The organism is Herminiimonas sp. NPDC097707 (assembly GCF_044761395.1).
Lineage (GTDB): Bacteria > Pseudomonadota > Gammaproteobacteria > Burkholderiales > Burkholderiaceae_D > Oxalicibacterium.
Map to the genome: position 1 here is coordinate 1,352,272 of NZ_JBIWCI010000001.1, position 19,425 is coordinate 1,371,696.

General features: G+C 53.1%; 20 protein-coding genes. 3 read left to right on the forward strand and 17 right to left on the reverse strand.

The genetic code is table 11. From position 1 onward, the window contains the following. Positions 1–22 precede the first annotated feature (22 nt). From ACIQW9_RS06505 to ACIQW9_RS06565, 13 genes are all read right to left on the reverse strand, one after another. Positions 23–1,498, reverse strand: coding sequence for a DegQ family serine endoprotease (locus tag ACIQW9_RS06505; protein WP_402334420.1), 1,476 nt, complete (start codon positions 1,496–1,498; stop codon positions 23–25). A 28-nt stretch (positions 1,499–1,526) separates the two neighbouring features. Further along, on the reverse strand, positions 1,527–2,543 hold the full coding sequence (locus ACIQW9_RS06510; protein ID WP_402334423.1) for a MucB/RseB C-terminal domain-containing protein: 1,017 nt from the start codon (positions 2,541–2,543) through the stop codon (positions 1,527–1,529). 5 nt (positions 2,544–2,548) lie between these two features. Continuing rightward, a complete protein-coding gene (locus tag ACIQW9_RS06515; protein WP_402334426.1) occupies positions 2,549–3,124 on the reverse strand; it encodes a sigma-E factor negative regulatory protein in 576 nt (191 codons plus the stop codon). A 61-nt stretch (positions 3,125–3,185) separates the two neighbouring features. Beyond that, positions 3,186–3,788, reverse strand: a complete 603-nt coding sequence (gene rpoE / locus ACIQW9_RS06520) for an RNA polymerase sigma factor RpoE (RefSeq protein ID WP_011871489.1) — start codon at positions 3,786–3,788, stop codon at positions 3,186–3,188. An 82-nt stretch (positions 3,789–3,870) separates the two neighbouring features. Next, the gene (locus ACIQW9_RS06525; RefSeq protein WP_402334428.1) at positions 3,871–4,371 is read right to left on the reverse strand and encodes a hypothetical protein; all 501 of its coding nucleotides are present in this window, start codon (positions 4,369–4,371) and stop codon (positions 3,871–3,873) included. Between the two features lie 52 nt (positions 4,372–4,423). Beyond that, positions 4,424–5,665, reverse strand: coding sequence for a beta-ketoacyl-ACP synthase II (gene fabF, locus ACIQW9_RS06530; protein ID WP_402334431.1), 1,242 nt, complete (start codon positions 5,663–5,665; stop codon positions 4,424–4,426). Between the two features lie 29 nt (positions 5,666–5,694). Next, entirely contained in the window at positions 5,695–5,937 is a 243-nt protein-coding gene (gene acpP, locus ACIQW9_RS06535) for an acyl carrier protein (RefSeq protein ID WP_011871492.1), read from the reverse strand. Positions 5,938–6,063: 126 nt separating this feature from the next. After that, a complete protein-coding gene (gene fabG, locus ACIQW9_RS06540; RefSeq protein WP_402334435.1) occupies positions 6,064–6,807 on the reverse strand; it encodes a 3-oxoacyl-ACP reductase FabG in 744 nt (247 codons plus the stop codon). Further along, on the reverse strand, positions 6,807–7,739 hold the full coding sequence (gene fabD, locus ACIQW9_RS06545) for an ACP S-malonyltransferase (protein WP_402334438.1): 933 nt from the start codon (positions 7,737–7,739) through the stop codon (positions 6,807–6,809). The genes fabG and fabD overlap by 1 nt, the downstream gene beginning before the upstream one ends. A gap of 58 nt (positions 7,740–7,797) precedes the next feature. Continuing rightward, complete coding sequence (locus ACIQW9_RS06550) at positions 7,798–8,784, reverse strand: beta-ketoacyl-ACP synthase III (RefSeq protein ID WP_011871495.1); 987 nt, start codon at positions 8,782–8,784, stop codon at positions 7,798–7,800. After that, positions 8,781–9,872, reverse strand: coding sequence for a phosphate acyltransferase PlsX (gene plsX / locus ACIQW9_RS06555; RefSeq protein WP_402334441.1), 1,092 nt, complete (start codon positions 9,870–9,872; stop codon positions 8,781–8,783). Before plsX ends, ACIQW9_RS06550 begins: the two co-directional genes overlap by 4 nt. Before the next feature lie 148 nt (positions 9,873–10,020). Continuing rightward, positions 10,021–10,203 (reverse strand): 50S ribosomal protein L32, encoded by a 183-nt coding sequence (gene rpmF / locus ACIQW9_RS06560; protein ID WP_011871497.1) that lies wholly within the window; start codon positions 10,201–10,203, stop codon positions 10,021–10,023. A gap of 126 nt (positions 10,204–10,329) precedes the next feature. Further along, complete coding sequence (locus ACIQW9_RS06565) at positions 10,330–10,824, reverse strand: YceD family protein (protein ID WP_402334444.1); 495 nt, start codon at positions 10,822–10,824, stop codon at positions 10,330–10,332. Between the two features lie 106 nt (positions 10,825–10,930). Here ACIQW9_RS06565 and ACIQW9_RS06570 point away from each other — a divergent pair, with 106 nt between their 5' ends. Further along, complete coding sequence (locus ACIQW9_RS06570) at positions 10,931–11,545, forward strand: Maf-like protein (protein ID WP_402334447.1); 615 nt, start codon at positions 10,931–10,933, stop codon at positions 11,543–11,545. A gap of 48 nt (positions 11,546–11,593) precedes the next feature. After that, complete coding sequence (locus ACIQW9_RS06575; protein WP_402334450.1) at positions 11,594–12,346, forward strand: SAM-dependent methyltransferase; 753 nt, start codon at positions 11,594–11,596, stop codon at positions 12,344–12,346. 271 nt (positions 12,347–12,617) lie between these two features. Here the strand turns inward: ACIQW9_RS06575 and ACIQW9_RS06580 are convergent, their stop codons facing one another. The 4 genes from ACIQW9_RS06580 to ACIQW9_RS06595 all read right to left on the reverse strand — a co-directional run bounded on the left by ACIQW9_RS06580 (position 12,618) and on the right by ACIQW9_RS06595 (position 15,785). Continuing rightward, on the reverse strand, positions 12,618–13,625 hold the full coding sequence (locus tag ACIQW9_RS06580; protein WP_402334453.1) for a S49 family peptidase: 1,008 nt from the start codon (positions 13,623–13,625) through the stop codon (positions 12,618–12,620). Between the two features lie 28 nt (positions 13,626–13,653). Then, positions 13,654–14,025 carry a Rieske (2Fe-2S) protein gene (locus ACIQW9_RS06585; protein ID WP_402334455.1) on the reverse strand — a complete coding sequence of 124 codons (372 nt, stop codon included), beginning with the start codon at positions 14,023–14,025 and terminating at the stop codon, positions 13,654–13,656. Positions 14,026–14,031: 6 nt separating this feature from the next. Next, entirely contained in the window at positions 14,032–14,691 is a 660-nt protein-coding gene (locus tag ACIQW9_RS06590; protein WP_402334458.1) for an HAD-IA family hydrolase, read from the reverse strand. 74 nt (positions 14,692–14,765) lie between these two features. Next, a complete protein-coding gene (locus tag ACIQW9_RS06595; protein WP_402334461.1) occupies positions 14,766–15,785 on the reverse strand; it encodes an RluA family pseudouridine synthase in 1,020 nt (339 codons plus the stop codon). Positions 15,786–16,484: 699 nt separating this feature from the next. Between ACIQW9_RS06595 and ACIQW9_RS06600 the strand changes: the two genes are divergently transcribed. Continuing rightward, positions 16,485–19,388, forward strand: a complete 2,904-nt coding sequence (locus tag ACIQW9_RS06600) for a ribonuclease E/G (RefSeq protein ID WP_402334463.1) — start codon at positions 16,485–16,487, stop codon at positions 19,386–19,388. Positions 19,389–19,425 lie beyond the last annotated feature (37 nt).

Below are 19,425 nucleotides of genomic sequence, written 5' to 3' on the forward strand. Positions count from 1 at the left end.
AGCCTTTTCCCTGAAAGCACGCTTACTGGACGTGCGGCTTGACTGTGACAAATTGCGACGAGTCGCCACGACGCACCAGTAGCAAGGCCGTTTTCTTGGGATCCAGTTTTGTCACCAGTGCATTGAACTGGCGCGCATCTTTGATATCCGTATTATTCAAGCGCAACAGAATGTCGCCGGCACGCAAGCCGGCACGTGCAGAAGAATTTTCCGCAGCCTCGACCAATACACCGCCCTCGATTTTCAAATCCTTGACTTGTGCTGGCGTGAGGTCGCTGACGACCAGGCCCAGCGTATTCGCCACCTGCTCCGGCTTGGCTTTTTTCACCTCCGGTTTGGCGGTCTTCTCGGGCTCAAGTTCCGTGATCGTCACACTCAAATCGCGCATCGCGCCCTTGCGCCAAACCGTCAAGGTAGAACGGGTGCCCGGCTTGGTGCTGCCAACCACACGCGGTAAGTCGCTGGAACGCTCAACTGCGACGCCGTTGAATTTCAAAATCACGTCGCCAGCTTCCACTCCTGCCTTTTCCGCCGGACCGCCCGCTTCCACACGCTGTACCAGCGCACCTTGCGGACGCGTCAGGCCAAGCGACTCGGCAACATCCTTCGTTACTTCACCAATCTGCACACCGATACGGCCGCGCGTCACCTTACCGCTGGCACGCAACTGATCCGAGACCCGCATTGCCTCATCCATGGGAACCGCAAACGAAATACCCATGTAGCCGCCGGAACGGCTGTAGATTTGCGAGTTGATGCCTATGACTTCGCCGCGCATATTGATCAGCGGGCCGCCGGAGTTGCCCGGATTGACCGCGACGTCAGTTTGGATCAGCGGCAGATATTCGCCGGTATCGCGCGCCTTGGCCGACACAATCCCTGCCGTCACCGTATTGTCGAGCCCGAACGGCGAACCGATAGCGATTACCCATTCGCCGACCCGTATCTTGTTGGAGTCCCCCATGGTCAGGCGCGGCAGGTTGCTGCCATCGATTTTGACCAATGCCACATCGGTGCGCTTATCGGCACCGATGATCTTCGCCTTGAATTCGCGCTTGTCGGTCAAGGTGACATAGACTTCATCCGCACCATCAACCACGTGTGCGTTCGTCATTACGTAACCATCAGCGGAAATAATGAAACCGGAACCGACACCGCGCGGTACTTCTTCCTCGGCCTCTGCATCCGGCTTGTTGCGGCCACGTGGCGCTGGTTGCTGCTGGCGCGGAGGAATCGGTACGCCAAAGAAGCGGCGGAAGAATTCCTGCATCTCTTCATCTTCGCTGGTCGGATTACCCTGATTGATCTTGGCCTTTTCAGTCGTACGGATATTGACGACTGCAGCACCGGTTTTTTCAACCAGATCAGTGAAATCGGGCAAGCCGGCAACAGATGGCGCCGCCATCGCCGATGGCGCCAAACCAGTCGCGACCGGAACAAGAAATGCACTTGCAACGCCAAGCAAAATAACTGAGAGTTTTTTCTGAACTGTAAGCATTTTTTTCACCCCCTCAAAAAGCCGATGATTATTCAGGCTTGAATTCTATCGAATTGGCCACCTGTTTGATGGCCTCCGCAGGCACTTCACCTACTACTGTAAGCCAATGCTCGCCATGGCGTTTGCCGACGATATTCATCGCACCTTGCTGCATCGAACCTTCGGTACGGCTTTGTGATGCAGATTCAATGAAGACCGAGATTGCAGCCAGGCCATCCGAGTAGACAATCTGCGATACTTCGCGCTGCGTCGGCACCGCATTGTCGGATGTTGTATTTGCCGGCGTATCGGTAATCAGGCGTTTCATTTCACGAATTTTTTTGAAGCCTGCTGGCATGTTCTTGGCTGACCAGCCCGAAATCTTCGTTTCGCTCATCACGGTATTTTCAACCCGCCAGCCATGCGTATTCTTGAAGCTGGGTTTCACGCGGCTGGGGTCGACATGGCCGATGACCAATTGCGTAAAGGCGATTTGTTCGACCACATCATTTTTCTCGTTGATGGTTTGCGCTTTGAGCAACAGACCTGTCGTTTTTTCCGACCACAGCTTGTAACCATAACGGAGCTTGTCTTTCGGCTCCAGAATGATAGCCTGGCAATCAAAACCGGCAACGCGACCAGTCTCGCCTTTTTTCAGCTTGTAGTGTTCTGCCAGATCGCCCGGGCTTGCGCGGAGAATTGCAGGAAACACATCCGGCGTCACGCGTTTTTCTACCCGTATCGATTTACTCTCTGGAACATAGCAGGTAATTTCTTCATTGTTGCGTATGTATTCGCGTGGCTTGCCGTCGAGAATTTCAAGTTTTTCGACTTCGTTCTTGCCATTCAGAATATGCGTGATGCGGGAAGTACGGACATGACTCCCCTGCTGATACACAAAGGTGCCGGAATAATTCAATTTCTGCGCCGAAGATTGAATTTTCTTCAGCCAGGCGTGCGTGTCTTGCTGCGCGCCCGATGGTTCAACGCTTTGTGCGTGTGAAGTAAACGCAAGAAGGCTGGAAAAAAGAATGACCAGGCGGAAAATTCCTAATGTCTGCTGCATGTCAATTACTTATCCGAGTCAACAGCGAACGTAGCCGAGCGCGCATATTGCGCAGTGCTATATACGGAAGGCGAGAAACGCTGATGTGCCAGCAAATATTCATCTATGCGCGGATCGCGCAACACATCGCCGTCATGGCTGGCGACCGTCACCGTTTCCGGTCCAGCTGCGGCCAGTACGACAGGCGCGGATGCAGAATGGGAAGCAACTAGTGGCGCATGCTGCGGCATCATTTGCGGCACAGTCAGAAATGCAGCAACCGCAACGGCAGCAACCGCCATGCCAGGCATGGCGAAACGTTTCAGTGTATTGTCCCGACCGCCACCGACGCGTTTGTCCGCCGGCACCATGATCGTCGGCTCCGCCTCAAGACTGGCAAAGATCCGTGCAGTAAAAGCAGTATCAGGCTGTAGATTCAAATCGTCGGAGCGCAGGGCATCGCCAATCTGGTGATAAAGAGTCCATGCCTCACGTCCATCCTGCTGACGCAACGCAGCCAAGGCGATGTCGAAATGCCCATCGGACAATTCGTTATCAGCAAAAGCGGAAATCTGTTCACGCGTCATATTCGTCGTATTCATCGCTACCTCGAAAAAATTAAGGCTACCCCTGTACTTACAGCAAAAAGCGTTTATTTATTTTTCACCAACGTTTATCGAGCGCCGTATCCAGCAACGGCCTTAGTTTTTCCGAAATTGCCTCGCGTGCCCGGAAAATCCGGCTACGCACTGTGCCGATAGGACAACCCATCGACACTGCAATTTCGTCGTAACTCAAGCCTTCGATCTCTCGCAGGGTAATTGCCATACGCAACTCCTCTGGCAACTCTTCCATCGCAAGATTCAACGTTTGCGCGATTTGCTTGGTAGCCAATAGCGATTCTGGTGTGTTGATATCTCTTAGGTGCTCGCCGTCGTCAAAAGTTTCGGCCTCTTCGATATCAGCTTCAGTTGATGTCGGTGCACGACGTCCCTGAGTAACCAAATAATTTTTTGCAGTGTTGATACCGATGCGATAAAGCCAAGTATAAAACGCTGAATCACCGCGAAACTGCGGCAGTGCTCGATACGCCTTGATGAATGCCTCCTGCACCACATCTTCAGCCTCAGCCTGGTCGCGCACAAGCCGCGAAACCAGTCGCATCAATTTTCGTTGGTATTTGATCACTAGCAGCTCGAAAGCTTTTTTGTCGCCACGCTGTACGCGTTCGACAAGGAGCTGATCAATATCGCGTTCTGTCGTCAATCCATTCCCTTGTTATTTTGCAACACGCACGCGGTTCGCATTATTGACTAAGCGAAACGCGATTGGTTCAAAAATTCCAGAATTAATTCCCGCTTTGGCGCTGGATTTCGGTGTCTGCATGACGCAGCACTATCCAGCGACAAGCAAGCAGCACTGCCTTGAAACTGGCGGGAGAAACCGAGTCCGGCAAAATCGTCACGACAACAGTTTGCTGCTGGTCATTCTGCAAATGCAAGAGTAACAAACCTGACCATAGTGTGGATACCGGCAGCAAATGCACTACCTCGCCTTCTGCACTATCGTACTCGGACGGCCCATTTTTTTGTCGCTGCAGTACGCGAATCTGACCAGTGCCTGAAATGTGAATGACATATATTTTCCGGTGCCACATCACATGAAAAAATACATGCAATGCCACCGCAATACACATCACAGTCAATACGATTCTTGCCGCGATCGGCAGCGTTTCCATGCGACCGGAAGCAATAAGCCCGGCAATAAAAAACAGTATCACAAGCATTCCGCCAACCAGCAAAAACAATCGCCTGGATGGCTGCACCACGGCAGAGACCGCGATAGACATGTGTGGTTGAAGTAAAAAATCCGGTCAGCCTTGAAAGGTGACCGGATTTTTATCAGGCTTTACCAAAAATCAGGGTGCCGTTCGTACCGCCAAAACCGAAGTTATTTTTCATGGCGTACTGTATCGGCATCTCACGCGCCGTATTGGCGCAATAATCGAGATCACACTCAGGATCCTGATTAAGGATATTGATGGTCGGCGGCGAAATCTGGTGATGCAGTGCAAGCACTGTGAATACCGATTCCAGTCCACCCGCACCGCCAAGCAAATGACCGGTCATCGATTTTGTCGAATTGACGGTCAGTTTTTTTGCATGTGCGCCAAATGCAGCTTTCACTGCATCTGTTTCATTTTTGTCGCCCAACGGAGTCGATGTGCCATGCGCATTCAGGTACTGCACTTGATCGGCTGCGATTTCCGCACTCTTCAAGGCGTTGACCATACTACGACGTGGACCATCCATGTTCGGCGCAGTGATATGGTAGGCATCGCCACTCATACCGAAGCCAACCAGCTCCGCATAGATTTTCGCACCGCGCGCCTTGGCATGTTCGTACTCTTCCAGCACCATGACACCAGCGCCTTCGCCAAGCACGAAGCCGTCACGATCCTTGTCCCACGGGCGCGAAGCCGTCGTCGGATCGTCATTGCGCGAAGACAGCGCACGGGCTGAAGCGAAGCCGCCCAGACCCAATGGCGAAATGGTCGATTCTGCACCACCGGCAATCATCACGTCTGCATCGCCGTATTCAATCATGCGACCGGCCGCGCCTATCGAATGCAAACCGGTAGTACATGCAGTCACAATCGCCAGATTCGGCCCTTTAAGGCCGTAAATGATCGATAGATGACCGGAAATCATGTTGATGATCGAAGCAGGCACAAAGAACGGGCTAATACGGCGCGGGCCGCGATTCACCAGTTCAGCATGCGTATTCTCGATCAGCGGCAAACCACCGATGCCGGAACCGACGATAACACCGATACGCTCGGCATTTTCTTCAGTAACAACCAGTCCGCAATCCTGCCAGGCTTGCATGCCTGCTGCCACGCCGTAATGGATGAATGTATCCATGTGGCGCGCTTCCTTACCGGGAATGTAGTCCTCGATATTGAAGTTTTTTACTTCTCCAGCAAAGTGCGTGCTGAAGGGAGTCGCATCAAACTTGGTGATGGTAGCAATACCGGATTGTCCTGCAAGGATGGCATTCCATGCATCGGCAACATTGTTGCCAACGGGAGAAACACAACCTAGACCAGTGACTACGACACGACGTTTACTAGAGCGGCTCAAGCAATTCTCCTGGAGTCGTTCAACAAAACTTAGGCTGCTTTTACGTGTGCCTTGGCGTAATCGATCGCCTGCTGCACAGTGGTGATTTTCTCAGCTTGTTCGTCAGGGATTTCCATTTCGAATTCGTCTTCGAGCGCCATCACGAGCTCAACGGTGTCGAGCGAGTCGGCACCCAGATCGTCCACGAAAGACGATTCGATTTTGATGTCTGCTTCGGCGACGCCCAGTTGCTCAGCGACGATCTTCTTAACGCGTTGTTCGATATCCGACATGTTTTAACTCCAATGAGTGGTTACAGAAAGTGCGCGCATTTTAGCAGGTTTGCGCACTGAAAATTCACTTTTAGCTTTTGCCGCCAATAAAACAGGAACTTCAGCTAAAAGTACCTAATTACAACATTAATTCATGTACATCCCGCCGTTGACATGCAAGGTGGTACCCGTAATGTAACTCGCCTGGGGCGATGCAAGGAAGCTCACAGCCGCAGCAATGTCATCCGGCACACCCAAACGTCCCAACGGAACCTGTTGCAGCAAGGAGGAAATTTGCTGTTCGCTCAGCGTTTTGGTCATATCGGTATCGATAAAACCCGGCGCCACGCAATTGACGGTAATGTTGCGGCTGCCAATTTCGCGTGCCAGCGCACGACTCATGCCAGCCACACCTGCCTTGGCTGCAGCATAATTCATTTGACCTGCATTGCCAGCAGAACCCACAACCGATGTAATGTTAATAATGCGACCATGCTTGGCTTTCATCATGCCGCGCAACACGGCGCGCGACAAGCGCCCCACCGATGTCAGATTGGTCGCAATCACGCTGTCCCACTCTTCGTCTTTCATGCGCATGGCAAGCTGATCCTGAGTAATACCCGCGTTGTTGACAAGAATGGTTACCGTACCGAATTCCTTCTGGATTTCTTCGATCAATGCCACCGAGCGCGCAGCGTCGTTGACATCCAGTACAACACCCTTGCCACCTTCGGCGAGATATTCCGAGATTGCAGCCGCGCCGGATTCCGACGTTGCCGTACCGATTACTTTTACGCCTTGTTTCGCCAGCGCCTGCGCGATTGCACGACCGATACCGCGCGATGCGCCGGTTACGAGGGCAACCTGACCCGCCAATTCAACTGTAGTCATTATTTCAATAGCTCCAAAACAGCATCCAGCGATGCTTGATCGACAATAGCGTGGCCAGTCAGCTCGCCATTGATACGCTTGGTCAAACCGGCCAGCACTTTACCAGGACCGCACTCAACCACATCTTTTACCCCAGCTGCGGCCATCTTCTGCACCGACTCAACCCAGCGCACCGGATTTGCCGCCTGACGCACCAGCGCATCCTTGATGCTGTCCACGTCGCTGATAACTGCAACATCGACGTTATTGATCAATGGAATTTGCGGCGCGCTGAAAGCCACTCCAGCCATGTATTCGCGCAAACGATCCGATGCGGGTTTCAGCAAGGATGAATGGAAAGGTGCAGAGACCGGCAGCACCAGTGCACGCTTGGCACCCTTGGCCTTGGCAAGCTCACAAGCACGTTCAATTGCTGCCTTGTGCCCGGCGATCACGACTTGCGCCGGCGCATTGAAGTTAACCGCTTCAACGACATCGTCCTGCGCTGCCTCTACGCATACGGCAAGCACGTCGGCATCGGACAAACCGAGAATCGCTGCCATACCGCCCTGACCGACAGGAACCGCTTCCTGCATGGCCTTGGCACGAAAACGCACCAGCGGCACAGCGTCCTTGAATGGAATAACACCGGCAGCCACCAGTGCCGAATACTCACCCAGACTATGGCCTGCGACGAGCGCCGGCGTTTTGCCGCCAGCCGCAATCCATGCGCGATACATTGCAACGGCCGCTGTCAGCATCACAGGTTGTGTATTGGTCGTCAGATCGAGTTCTTCTTTCGGGCCTTCGGCAATCAATCTGGCCAGATCGAACTGCAAAGCGTCCGATGCTTCTGCCAGCGTTTGTTGCACAACGGCGTTGTCGGCAAAGCCGTTCAACATACCGATCGCTTGTGACCCTTGCCCTGGAAAAACGAATGCGAATTTGCTCATATTATTTTTTAATTTGAATAATCAACAGATGGACGCGTACATGGAATTGCACGTGCGCTTACATGCGTGCCAGCACGGCACCCCAGGTAAAGCCGCCGCCTACGCCTTCCATCATGACGTTCTGACCAGGCTTGATACGGCCATCGCGCACGCCGACGTCCAGCGCCATAGGAATCGAAGCAGCCGAAGTATTACCGTGCTGATCAACCGTCACAATCATTTTATCCATGCTGAGGCCGAGTTTTTTGGCGGTGCCTTGCATAATGCGGATATTGGCCTGGTGCGGCACTATCCAGTCGACTTCGGATGCATCCATTTTTGCAAGTTGCAAAACTTCATTGGCGACCTTGTCCAGCAATCCGATCGCCAGCTTGAATACTGCCTGACCATCCATATACATGAACGCGCTGCCTTCAAGCACACCATTGCTGATTCTTCCCGGCCCGCAAAGAATATCGCCATAACTACCGTCTGCATGCAGCTTGGTCGCCAGCACACCAGGCTCCTCGGACGCAGTCATGACGACCGCACCGGAGCCGTCGCCAAACAGCACGCAAGTCGTTCTATCCTTGAAATCGATGATGCGCGAAAATACTTCGGCACCGATCACCAAAACGTTTTTGTGCGAACCGGACTTGATGAATTTATCGGCCGTCGCAAGTGCATACACGAAGCCGCTGCACACTGCTTGTACATCGACAGCGGCACACCCATTCGTGACGCCCAATTTGCGTTGCACCACGCATGCGGTGCTCGGAAAGCCGCCGAAAAAATCCGGCGTCGAAGTCGCCAAAATGATCAGGTCGATATCGTTAGCTGCCAATTTGGCCATGTCCAGCGCGCGTTTTGCCGCCTCAACCGCCAGATCGCTCGACTGCATATCAGCATCGGCATAATGGCGCGCGGAAATCCCGCTGCGCGAAACAATCCACTCATCGGATGTTTCTATGCCATCGAGAGCAAGCCGTTCTATCAAATCCTGATTGGTGACGCGGTTAGGCGGCAGATAGCTGCCGGTACCGATAATTTTGCTATAGAGAGTCATGCGGTTTTCTGTTCTATTGTTTCTGTTGCAGTAACTGAATCTTCAGGAAGCGGCGTCAGCGCCGATTGCGGCATCAGGTCAGCGATCTTGGTCGAAATACGCGCCAGCACATCATATTTGGCTGCATCGAAGGCGCGCTTGATCGCCCATTGATAACCGTAGGCATCGGCACCACCATGGCTTTTGAAAACCAGGCCACGCAAGCCCAGCAAACTGCCGCCATTGTAGCGGGAAGGATTCAAGCGTTGTGAGATTGCCTTCAATGCCGAACGCGCAATCAAGGCGCCCAGCATCGTCAGTGGATTTCTTTTGAATTCGGTCGTCAAAACGCTTTTGACGAAACGTCCCAGACCTTCCGATGCCTTCAAGGTCACATTACCGACGAAGCCGTCACAAACGACAATATCGGTCGTGCCTTTGAAGATGTCGTTGCCTTCGACATTGCCGTAAAAATTCAAGGTGCCACGCTCATGATCGGCGCGCAGCAATACAGCCGTCTGCTTGACGATGTCATTGCCCTTGATATCTTCTTCGCCGACATTCAGCAAGCCGACCGTCGGCCGTGGCTTGCCCTCCATCGCCGACACCAGCGCAGAACCCATCAATGCAAATTGATGCAAATGCTGCGGCTCGCAATCGACATTGGCGCCGAGATCCAGCATATAGGTCGGGCCGTCTTTTTGATTGGGGAGAATACTGCAGATGGCAGGACGATCGACGCCAGGAATGGTCTTGAGCACGTAACGCGAAATCGCCATTAAAGCGCCCGTATTACCGGCTGAGACACAGGCGTCGGCCTGCCCCTGCTTGACGAGATTGATTGCCACACGCATGGAAGAATTTTTCTTGCGGCGCAATGCAACTTCCAGGGTATCGTCCATCGTGACGACTTCGGTCGCGTTGACGACTGACAGGCGCGGATGTTCGCTTGCCTTGTGTTTTTTTAATTCCGCCCAAAGCTGCTCTTCCAGCCCGACTAAAATCAGCTCGGCGTCTGGCTCGCTTTCGACGAACGAAATGGCAGCGGGAATCGTGACCGCAGGGCCATGATCACCACCCATGCAGTCGATAGATATTTTTATTGTCATTGGCTTGACTCGTGCCTCACTCTAGCCGCAATTGTGGGCCAAATCCGGGCTTGATTCAAAATGACGCACTGTGCTGTCTCGGCACATGAAAAAACGGCGCAAAGTTTACACTCATCGCGCCGCTTTCTTCGCCTGAACGACAAACAAATTATTCGTCGTTTTTGGTTTTCAGGACTTTACGACCACGGTAAAAGCCGTTCGGGCTGATGTGGTGACGCATGTGCGTTTCACCCGTGGTTTGCTCAACGCTCAGTTGCGGAGCAACCAGGAAGTCGTGCGAACGATGCATACCGCGTTTCGACGGTGTCTTTTTGTTTTGTTGAACAGCCATGATAACTCCTAAACCTTAAGTTCTAAAATTTTAACACATCCGGTTTGCAAACCAACGCAAAATCCGTAATCCTTGCCACACATTTTCAATACGTCCGCTCAACACGCAACGATTGCAAAAAATCTATTATTTCATGCCCTTCAGCACATCGAACGGCGATGGTTTTTTTGTCACCATCAAATCATTCAGTGCCGCATTATCCGGACAAACATCGTGCTTGGGCGCCAAAGGCAAGGCCAGCAAAGCCTCATCCTCTATCAACTCCAGCACATTCAGCGTCTTCGACCCGACAATCACGTCGATCGAATCGTCCGCCAGCAAGGCATCAATCTCGTCTGCACGCTCTTCGTCTTTCGCCAAAATCAGTATGGATTCAGACTCAATCGCGAATTTCAGCGGCATCATGCAGCGCTGGCACATCAATTCAACCGAACCGGAAACCGACATGATCAGTTGCGGATGATTCAGCGTATCGGAACCGCCTTGCAAGGACCAATGCAGGGATGCAGACGTATTCACGGTTTCTGCCGCAAGTCTTGCCATACTGACGACGGGAACATCGCCTTCACGCCGCTCTTTAAGCCGGCTGAACTCGAAGGCATCGATTACAAAAGCGCTCATAGGCTTAGTCGAACCCGGAAAACCTGCGATAATAACAGCCTTTTCCCTTACTCGTCAAAGTGTTAGCGCACTTTTATTGAGCGGTCGTTCAAATAAACTCCAAATAATGCCCTCACCTTCCCCGCAAGCACGATTGATACTCGGTTCCAGCTCGATTTATCGCAAGGAATTGCTGGCCCGGCTAGGATTTCCCTTTGAAGTCATGGTGCCGAATATCGATGAAACCGCGCTGCCCGGCGAATCGCCCGAAGCGACTGCCTTGAGGCTGGCGCAGCAAAAGGCGGCGGTCATCGCCGCAAAAGTACCAAATACTATCGTCATCGGCTCGGATCAGGTAGCCACGCTGGATGGCGAGCAGATCGGCAAACCTGGCACACATGAAAATGCACTCCGGCAATTGCAGAAAATGCGTGGGCGCAAAGTGACATTTCATACCGCCCTATGCCTGTTCGATGGACGTTCCGGCATTGCATCACCGAAAATCCAGTTGGAAAACATCCAGACTTTCGTTACCTTCCGCCATTTGCCTGACGCCGAACTCGACGCCTATTTGCGTATAGAGCAACCTTACGATTGCGCAGGCAGCGCGAAAAATGAAGGTTTGGGCATCGCCATCCTCGAAAAAATTGAAAGCAGCGACCCGACTGCATTAACCGGTTTACCCCTGATCGCCCTCACCAGCATGCTGCGGCAAGCCGGAATCGGTTTTTTCCATCCGTAACGGCCAGACCCGGCTACGCACTCAACCATTATTACTTCTATCCAGCATATGCCCGGCATTCTCTATCTCATCCCCAACACACTAGGCCAGACTGAAATCGACGCTGCCGACCCGCTCGCGCATATCATCCCCGTCGAAGTGCAGGCCATAACCGCCAAACTGGATTACTTCATTGCTGAAAACGCCAAGACCACGCGCGCGTTTCTGAAGTTGATCGGTACACGCAACGCACTGACAAAACCGATACAGGAAATTCGCATCGCCGAACTGAACGTCAACACTGACGCAAAGAATTTACCTGCCTTGCTGGAGCCTATATTAGCCGGGCAAGATGCCGGACTGATCTCCGAAGCCGGCGTACCGGCTGTTGCCGATCCGGGCGCGAATCTGGTACGTCTGGCACATGCTCAGGGCATTCAAGTCAAGCCCTTAGTCGGCCCGTCTTCTTTATTGCTGGCTGTAATGGCGAGCGGACTGAGCGGGCAGAATTTTGCATTCAACGGTTATTTACCCATCGATGCTGTTGCGCGCATCAAGCGCATCAAGCAACTCGAAGAACGATCGCGTGCAGAAAAGCAGACCCAGTTTTTTATTGAAACGCCTTATCGCAACGCGGGCATGCTGGAAACTCTAGCCACCCACTGCAGCGGCAATACATTGATCAGCGTTGCTACCGATCTGACCTTGCCTTCCGAAAATATCCAGACGAAAACAGCGGCAAAATGGAAAACCGAATGTGCATCCGGCAAGATGCCTGATTTCCACAAAAAACCGACGGTATTTTTATTGCTCGCAGAATAGAAAAATCCTTGATGGGTATACGCAAAACGGCGGTGTTTCACCGCCGTTTTGCCTGCCTCCGAAGGAGACATGAGGAGAGGTCAAAAGACCTTCATGTTTTACATCGACACGTTGCCAAAATGCGAGCGGTTGCAATTTTTCACTTGCAGACGTTGTTGCATTCACATCTTCAGATGTCGGTAACGCTTTATTAATATAGCCCGCCGCAAGCAAATTACAAGTCGATTCCAAGCCATTGTAAAAATAATTTACACTCTTTCAGCAGAGAAAATTATTTGAGGCTGGGTGCCGTTTGCGCAGCAAACGACTTGACTGCAGATTCACCGGCTGCCGCACCTAATTTCCGCAACACCCGATCAGACAAACCTTCGCGCTGCGTGTAATCCACAATATTGGTCGCTTTGAATTCATCGCGCGCCACGCTTTCGACGGTGCCAAAACCATCTGCCAAACCGAGTTCAACCGACTTCGCGCCGCTCCAGAACAAACCGGAGAAAATTTCAGGCGTTTCTTTTAGGCGTTTGCCGCGGCCTTTGCGCACAACATCGATGAATTGTTGATGAATTTCATTCAACATGCCTTGCGCATACTCTTTCTGCTTTTCAGTTTGCGGGCTGAACGGATCCAGGAATCCCTTGTTTTCACCAGCTGTCAGCAAGCGTCGTTCAACGCCGAGTTTTTCCATCGTGCCGGTGAAACCAAAACCATCCATCAACACGCCGATCGAGCCTACGATGCTCGCCTTGTTGACGTAAATACGATCAGCAGCGGCGGCAATGTAATACCCGCCAGATGCGCAAATTTCATTCACCACCACGTACAGGGGTTTCTTTGGATATTGCTTGCGCAGGCGCGTGATCTCATCGTTGATGATGCCGGCCTGCACCGGGCTACCGCCCGGGCTGTTGATTTGCAGGATCAGTCCGACCGAGCCCGGGTCTGCATACGCCTTGGTCAGCGCTGAAATAACCGTTTCTGCATCACCGGCGCCTTTCGCTTCTATGGTGCCGTCAATCTTGATCAGGGCAGTATGCGGGCCGACATTCTCCATATCACTGACGCTGGGGCCGAAACTCGTCCACAAGGCGAACGCAATCAGCAACAAGGTCATGAATTTGAAAAAGATACCCCAGCGGCGACGCGCACGCTGTTCCTTGAGCGTCGCAAAGGCCAGCTTTTCCAGCACCTCACGTTCCCAACCTTCTTTTTTAGGCGCGGCAGCTGGCGTTGCAGCCTGCCACGATGGAGCTTGATTCAATTGGTCGCTATCGTTGCTCATGTCATCACTTTTTTTGTTCCGCGCTGGCTTATGCGCGCGCGGGCCTTACGTATTCGTCTGGCTGCCAGAATACCTGATTATCTTTTTCCATGATTTCTATCCGGCGCAAACTCCGGCCGCGACAAGGCCCTCCCTCGCAACGCCCGGTTTCCGGCGCATAGACCGCGCCATGCGTGGAACAGATCAGGTACAAGCCGCTCGATTCAAAAAAATCACCTTCATTCCAGTCCAGCTCTATCGGGACATGGGCACACCGGTTCAGATAACCGCGTGCAAGGCCGCCATAACGAACGACAAAACCAATCGCGTCGTCACCGCCTGCGGTCACGGGAAAGCGTATCCCTTTACCGCCTTCTTCGAGAGAGGATGCGTCACAGATGGGAATAAGCACCGTCGTCAAAACCGATTACCCGTTTGTGCCTAGCCACGCATGCAACTCGGCAACCGAGTTTGCCGCATATAGCGGATTAAGCGCCTGCAACTCAGCCACTGTATGCGCACCGTAATGCACAGCAATACCGGACGCGCCGGCATTCTGCGCCAGCAGCAAATCATGGGTGGTGTCGCCTATCATGACTGTGCGTTTCATGTCCTGCCCCAATTCGCGCGTCAATTCCTGCAACATCGCCGGATGCGGCTTGGAAAAAGTTTCATCCGCACAGCGTGTTGCATCGAACAGCGACAATAATTTTGATGCATTCAGTGCCCGGTTCAAACCGACACGGCTTTTCCCGGTTGCCACGGCAAGAAAATAACCTTGCTGCGAAAGATCGTTCAGCATTTCATGCACGCCATCGAACAGCACCAGGCCACCGTCCTGATTCAGATAGTGATAGCGATAACGCTCAACCATACGCGGATAATATTTAGGGTCAATATCCGGCAGCGCCACTTCCATTGCATTTTGCAAACTGAGGCCAATGACGTGCGATGCCGCCTTTTGGTCTGGAATCGGCAAACCAAGATCCTTGGCTGCTGCTTGTATACAGTTGACGATCACCGCAGTGCTATCCATCAAGGTGCCGTCCCAATCGAAAACGATGAGATCAAATTGCTTTCTTGCCATTTACTTCGACAGCACACGCTGCCAGCTCCTTTTCCTGATATCTATGAGTCTTGAACAGACTCGCGATTATTTAATTAACTGGATGTCTTTTTCAAACTTTTGAGAAAACGTTCGCATTCTGGTGGCAGCGGCGCATTCAGCGTCACCGGCTTGCCACTTTCTGGATGAATGAAGGTGATTTGATGTGCGTGCAGAAACATGCGTTTCAAGGCAACGCGCTCGCCATCCGCTTTTTGCAGATCACGATTCAATGCGAAATCACCGTACTTATCATCGCCTGCAATCGCAAAGCCGCTGGATGCCAGATGTACACGTATCTGATGCGTGCGGCCGGTTTTCAATTCTGCCTCCAGCAAGGCGAATTCGCCATAACGCTGAATCAGATTGAAGATCGTGTGCGACTCCATGCCATCGGCCTGCACGCGCACCCGACGTTCGCCATCAGCGGTCGAGTACTTGTGCAGCGGTAATTTAATATGCTGGCGCGTATTTTTCCAATCGCCATGTACTAATACTAAATAGCGCTTGTCCGGCTCGCCGCCGCGTATCTGTTCGTGCAAATTCGTCAATGCCGAGCGTTTTTTGGCCAGCATCAGCACACCGGAAGTATCCCGATCCAGCCGGTGTACCAGTTCCAGAAACTTGGCATCCGGGCGGGCTGCACGCAATTGTTCGATCACGCCATAACTGACGCCGGAGCCACCATGCACGGCAACCCCTGCCGGCTTGTCGATCACCAGCAGATGATTGTCTTCAAGCAATATTTTGAATTCTGCACCCGGCGCGGTGGATGGTGCTTTTTCTGCAATGCGGATAGGCGGGATGCGAACAACATCGCCTTCAGTCAGACGATAGGTTTGATCAATACGACCTTTGTTGACACGCACCTCACCGGAACGCAACACACGATAGATGTGACTTTTCGGCACGCCTTTGCATATGCGTAGCAAAAAGTTATCTATGCGCTGACCGGCTTCTTCTTCGGAAATGGTGACAAGTTGAACTTGGACCGAAACTTGGGATTGGACCTGTGACGAGCGGGTGGGTGATGGCATTTCAGCCTCTTTCCCTGAAAATCTCGCTAAGTCCTTCATTTTGAATATATAATCGTTTCGCAATGGTCACAAACCATTGCTGGTGTAAGAATAAAAAAGACATTCTACACAGGGGCGTCTCCATCGGCCTCGCCAATTTGCAAATTCGATGGAAAAGATGTGTATGCACCGCCCCTGTGCGAGTCAAGGTTGCACCGTTGTTGTAATCGGATAACGCGCAAGGGTGTTGGTCAAGAATGTTTGGATTATAAGGATAAGTCTGGCAAGCTCGCCGTTTAATGGAAAGCTTGCTGGTTGATGTGGTTTAACTGTTTGCCGATTTGCCATGTTTCATATGGATCAAGTACTGTGTTCGCCCCCTGCAAGTTTCGTTGCGCTCGATTTATTCGACGCGCACGATGCGGATCAAGCGAACATTCGGCAACCGTTTTACTGCATCCGCGCCCCGTTGTGACCACAGCGCGTCTGCGCTAAGTATCACACACCAAGGCAATTCCCTCTCCCAAGCACTCCTGCCCCGCGTACATCCCTGTACTGATGCTGTAGATGGCGCTTATTGCCGTCAATGCAAGATAGAAACGCTCAGCGAGCCGCAATTCGCTGCGATGTTCCCCAATAGCCATGATGCTATTGCCGCTCATCGCTTCACGCCGGCCCGCCAGATGCCTTCTGTCTGTATCTGATGTCTGTAGGTAACGCTATGGCATTAAACCGACCTTAGGGTCACGGAGCTTTTACATGAAACGCATGTTATTTAATGCAACGCAACAGGAAGAATTGCGCGTTGCCATTGTCGATGGGCAAAAACTCATCGATATCGATATCGAAACAACCGGGCGCGAACAGCGCAAGTCCAACATCTACAAGGGTGTTATCACTCGTATCGAACCCTCGCTCGAAGCCTGCTTCGTCAGCTACGGTGAAGATCGCCACGGCTTTCTGCCATTCAAGGAAGTCGCCCGCACTTACTTTAAAGAAGGCGTCGATGTCCGTAACGCTTCGATTAAAGATGCGCTGCGCGAAGGCCAGGAAATCATGGTCCAGGTCGAGAAGGAAGAACGCGGCAACAAAGGTGCCGCACTGACTTCTTTCGTCTCCCTGGCTGGTCGTTACCTGGTCTTGATGCCTAACAATCCACGCGGCGGCGGTGTATCGCGTCGCGTTGAAGGTGAAGATCGTCAGGAATTGCGCGAAACGATGGATAAACTGGATTTGCCACAAGGCATGTCCGTGATTGCACGTACCGCCGGCATCGGCCGCAACGTCGACGAATTGCAATGGGATCTGAATTACCTGATGCAATTATGGCGTGCGATTGAAGGCGCGGGTCAATCCGGCGCTGGCGCATTCCTGATCTATCAGGAATCGTCACTGGTCATCCGCGCTATCCGCGATTACTTCCAGCCCGATATCGGCGAAATCCTGATCGACACCGATGACATCTACGAACAAGCTCAGCAGTTCATGAGCCACGTGATGCCGGACATGGTGCATCGCGTAAAACGCTATCGCGACGACGTGCCCCTGTTCTCGCGCTTCCAGATCGAACACCAGATCGAAACCGCGTATTCGCGCACTGTGCCGTTGCCATCCGGCGGCGCCATCGTGATCGATCACACCGAAGCGCTTGTTTCAGTCGACGTCAACTCGGCCCGCGCTACCCGCGGCAGCGACATTGAAACCACCGCATTCCATACCAACTGTGAAGCCGCTGAAGAAGTAGCCCGCCAATTGCGCTTGCGCGATCTGGGTGGTCTGATCGTCATCGATTTCATCGATATGGAGAATTCGAAAAACCAGCGCGAAGTCGAAACACGCCTGAAAGACGCTCTGCACTACGATCGTGCCCGCGTCCAGATGGGCAAGATTTCCCGTTTCGGCCTGATGGAATTGTCGCGTCAGCGCCTGCGCCCATCGCTGTCCGAAGGCAGCCATGTCACCTGCCCGCGTTGCAACGGCACCGGCCACATCCGCGATACCGAATCGTCCGCATTGCAAGTCCTGCGCATCATCCAGGAAGAAGCGATGAAAGAAAATTCGGCATCTATCCACGTGCAAGCGCCGGTCGATGTCGCAGCCTTCCTGCTGAACGAAAAGCGCGGCGAAATCCTGAAGATCGAAACGCGTCACCGCGTCTCCGTCATCCTGATTCCGAACAAGCATCTGGAAACACCGCACTACAAACTGGAACGCATCAAGCACGACGATCCACGTCTGGAAGAAGTACAAGCCAGCTACGCGATGACCGAGCAAGCGGATACCGATATCAGCTACGACAAGCGTCTGAAAGTAGAGGCCAAGCCACGCCAGGAAGCAATGGTCAAAGGCATTACGCCGGATCATGCGCCCATCGTTGAACGCAAACCGGTAGAAACAGCAACAGCTGCTGCGCCTGCCGAAAAAGGTTTCTTCCAGAAACTCATGGCCTTCTTCAGCGGCACTTCGGAACAGCCAAAAGCAGCACCGGCCCAAGTTGTTCAGGAAGACAAGAATCAACGCAACCAGCGCGGCGAACGTAAAGACGGCGGCCGCAATCAACGCAATCGCAGCCGTGGCGGCCGCGGAGGCCGTGAGCGCGGTGAAGAGCGCGAAGAAACGACGACAAAACCGGCACCGGCAGCAAGCGAAACGCAAAATGCTCGTCCGCCTCGCCCTCCTCGTGAACCACGCGAACCGCGTGAACCACGTGAAGGTAATGAAGGTCGTCGCGAACGCACTCCACGTCCACCGCGCGAAGAGCGCAAGGAAGTCGTTGCTGAAGATGCATCCTTGTTGCCAGTTGACGCAGTAGTTGCCAGTACCGCTCCAGCCAGAACAACACCGCCAGCGACTGAAGCTAACGGCAACGTTGCTGTCGTACTGGATGAAAACGGTATTCCGGTAGAAGCAGTTGAAGGTGAAGAGCAACCGCGTCGTCGTCGTCGTCGTGGCGGCCGCAACCGTAATCGTCGTGATCGTGACAATACCGAATCCGGTACTGAAAACGAAAGCAATGAAGATGGCGTAGTTGCGCTGCAAGAAGATAGCTTGCAGGATGAAGCGGCTCAGACTCCAGCCACAGCGCACGCAAGTGCAACGGAAATGGCGTCTGCCGTCGTCAGCACAGTCCGCCAGGAAACAGTCGCACACGTCACGGAAGCAAGCATTGCAAGCGAAACGCCAGTCAGCGCATTGACATCGGCAATCGCTGCACCGCTGATTCCGCAAGAAGTAATGCGTCAGGCAGAACCTGAAGTTGCAGCGCTAGTTGTTGCCGTACCTGCTGCTCCGGCGCCGGCGCCGGAACCAGTCGTTGCCGTTGAAGCAGCACCGGTCGTTGAAGTAGCGCCTGCTATTGAGCCGGCACCGGTTGCCGCTGCCGCCCCAGCGCCAGCGCCCCAAGCAGCGCCGGTCATTGCTCCTGCCCCGGCTCCTGTTGCTACAGTCTCAGCCGCTCCGGCAGCAAGCGCAAGTAAAGCTGAAGACTTGAGCGAAGCGCTGCAAAGTGCCGGTTTGGTATTGGCATCCACCGATCCGGAAAAATTGCGTGCGGCACAGGAAGAAGCTGCGAAGTTTGTTCCGCCACCACGCGTACCGCGTGAACGCAAACCACTGCCACCGCAATCGGCGGAGCCTTTGGTGCAAATGGAAACAAAACGATAAGACCTGTTCATCCTGCAAAAGCGGGATGTCCGGTTGC

Excerpts from the sequence above, each read along its gene's own strand:
- ACIQW9_RS06505 (WP_402334420.1), bottom strand. The coding sequence starts at position 1,498 with ATGCTTACAGTTCAGAAAAAACTCTCAGTTATTTTGCTTGGCGTTGCA.
- ACIQW9_RS06510 (WP_402334423.1), bottom strand. The coding sequence starts at position 2,543 with ATGCAGCAGACATTAGGAATTTTCCGCCTGGTCATTCTTTTTTCCAGC.
- ACIQW9_RS06600 (WP_402334463.1), top strand. The coding sequence starts at position 16,485 with ATGAAACGCATGTTATTTAATGCAACGCAACAGGAAGAATTGCGCGTT.
- plsX (WP_402334441.1), bottom strand. The coding sequence starts at position 9,872 with ATGACAATAAAAATATCTATCGACTGCATGGGTGGTGATCATGGCCCT.
- ACIQW9_RS06525 (WP_402334428.1), bottom strand. The coding sequence starts at position 4,371 with ATGTCTATCGCGGTCTCTGCCGTGGTGCAGCCATCCAGGCGATTGTTT.
- ACIQW9_RS06595 (WP_402334461.1), bottom strand. The coding sequence starts at position 15,785 with ATGAAGGACTTAGCGAGATTTTCAGGGAAAGAGGCTGAAATGCCATCA.
- fabG (WP_402334435.1), bottom strand. The coding sequence starts at position 6,807 with ATGACTACAGTTGAATTGGCGGGTCAGGTTGCCCTCGTAACCGGCGCA.
- ACIQW9_RS06550 (WP_011871495.1), bottom strand. The coding sequence starts at position 8,784 with ATGACTCTCTATAGCAAAATTATCGGTACCGGCAGCTATCTGCCGCCT.
- rpmF (WP_011871497.1), bottom strand. The coding sequence starts at position 10,203 with ATGGCTGTTCAACAAAACAAAAAGACACCGTCGAAACGCGGTATGCAT.
- ACIQW9_RS06590 (WP_402334458.1), bottom strand. The coding sequence starts at position 14,691 with ATGGCAAGAAAGCAATTTGATCTCATCGTTTTCGATTGGGACGGCACC.
- ACIQW9_RS06565 (WP_402334444.1), bottom strand. The coding sequence starts at position 10,824 with ATGAGCGCTTTTGTAATCGATGCCTTCGAGTTCAGCCGGCTTAAAGAG.
- ACIQW9_RS06570 (WP_402334447.1), top strand. The coding sequence starts at position 10,931 with ATGCCCTCACCTTCCCCGCAAGCACGATTGATACTCGGTTCCAGCTCG.
- fabD (WP_402334438.1), bottom strand. The coding sequence starts at position 7,739 with ATGAGCAAATTCGCATTCGTTTTTCCAGGGCAAGGGTCACAAGCGATC.
- ACIQW9_RS06515 (WP_402334426.1), bottom strand. The coding sequence starts at position 3,124 with ATGAATACGACGAATATGACGCGTGAACAGATTTCCGCTTTTGCTGAT.
- acpP (WP_011871492.1), bottom strand. The coding sequence starts at position 5,937 with ATGTCGGATATCGAACAACGCGTTAAGAAGATCGTCGCTGAGCAACTG.
- ACIQW9_RS06575 (WP_402334450.1), top strand. The coding sequence starts at position 11,594 with ATGCCCGGCATTCTCTATCTCATCCCCAACACACTAGGCCAGACTGAA.
- ACIQW9_RS06580 (WP_402334453.1), bottom strand. The coding sequence starts at position 13,625 with ATGAGCAACGATAGCGACCAATTGAATCAAGCTCCATCGTGGCAGGCT.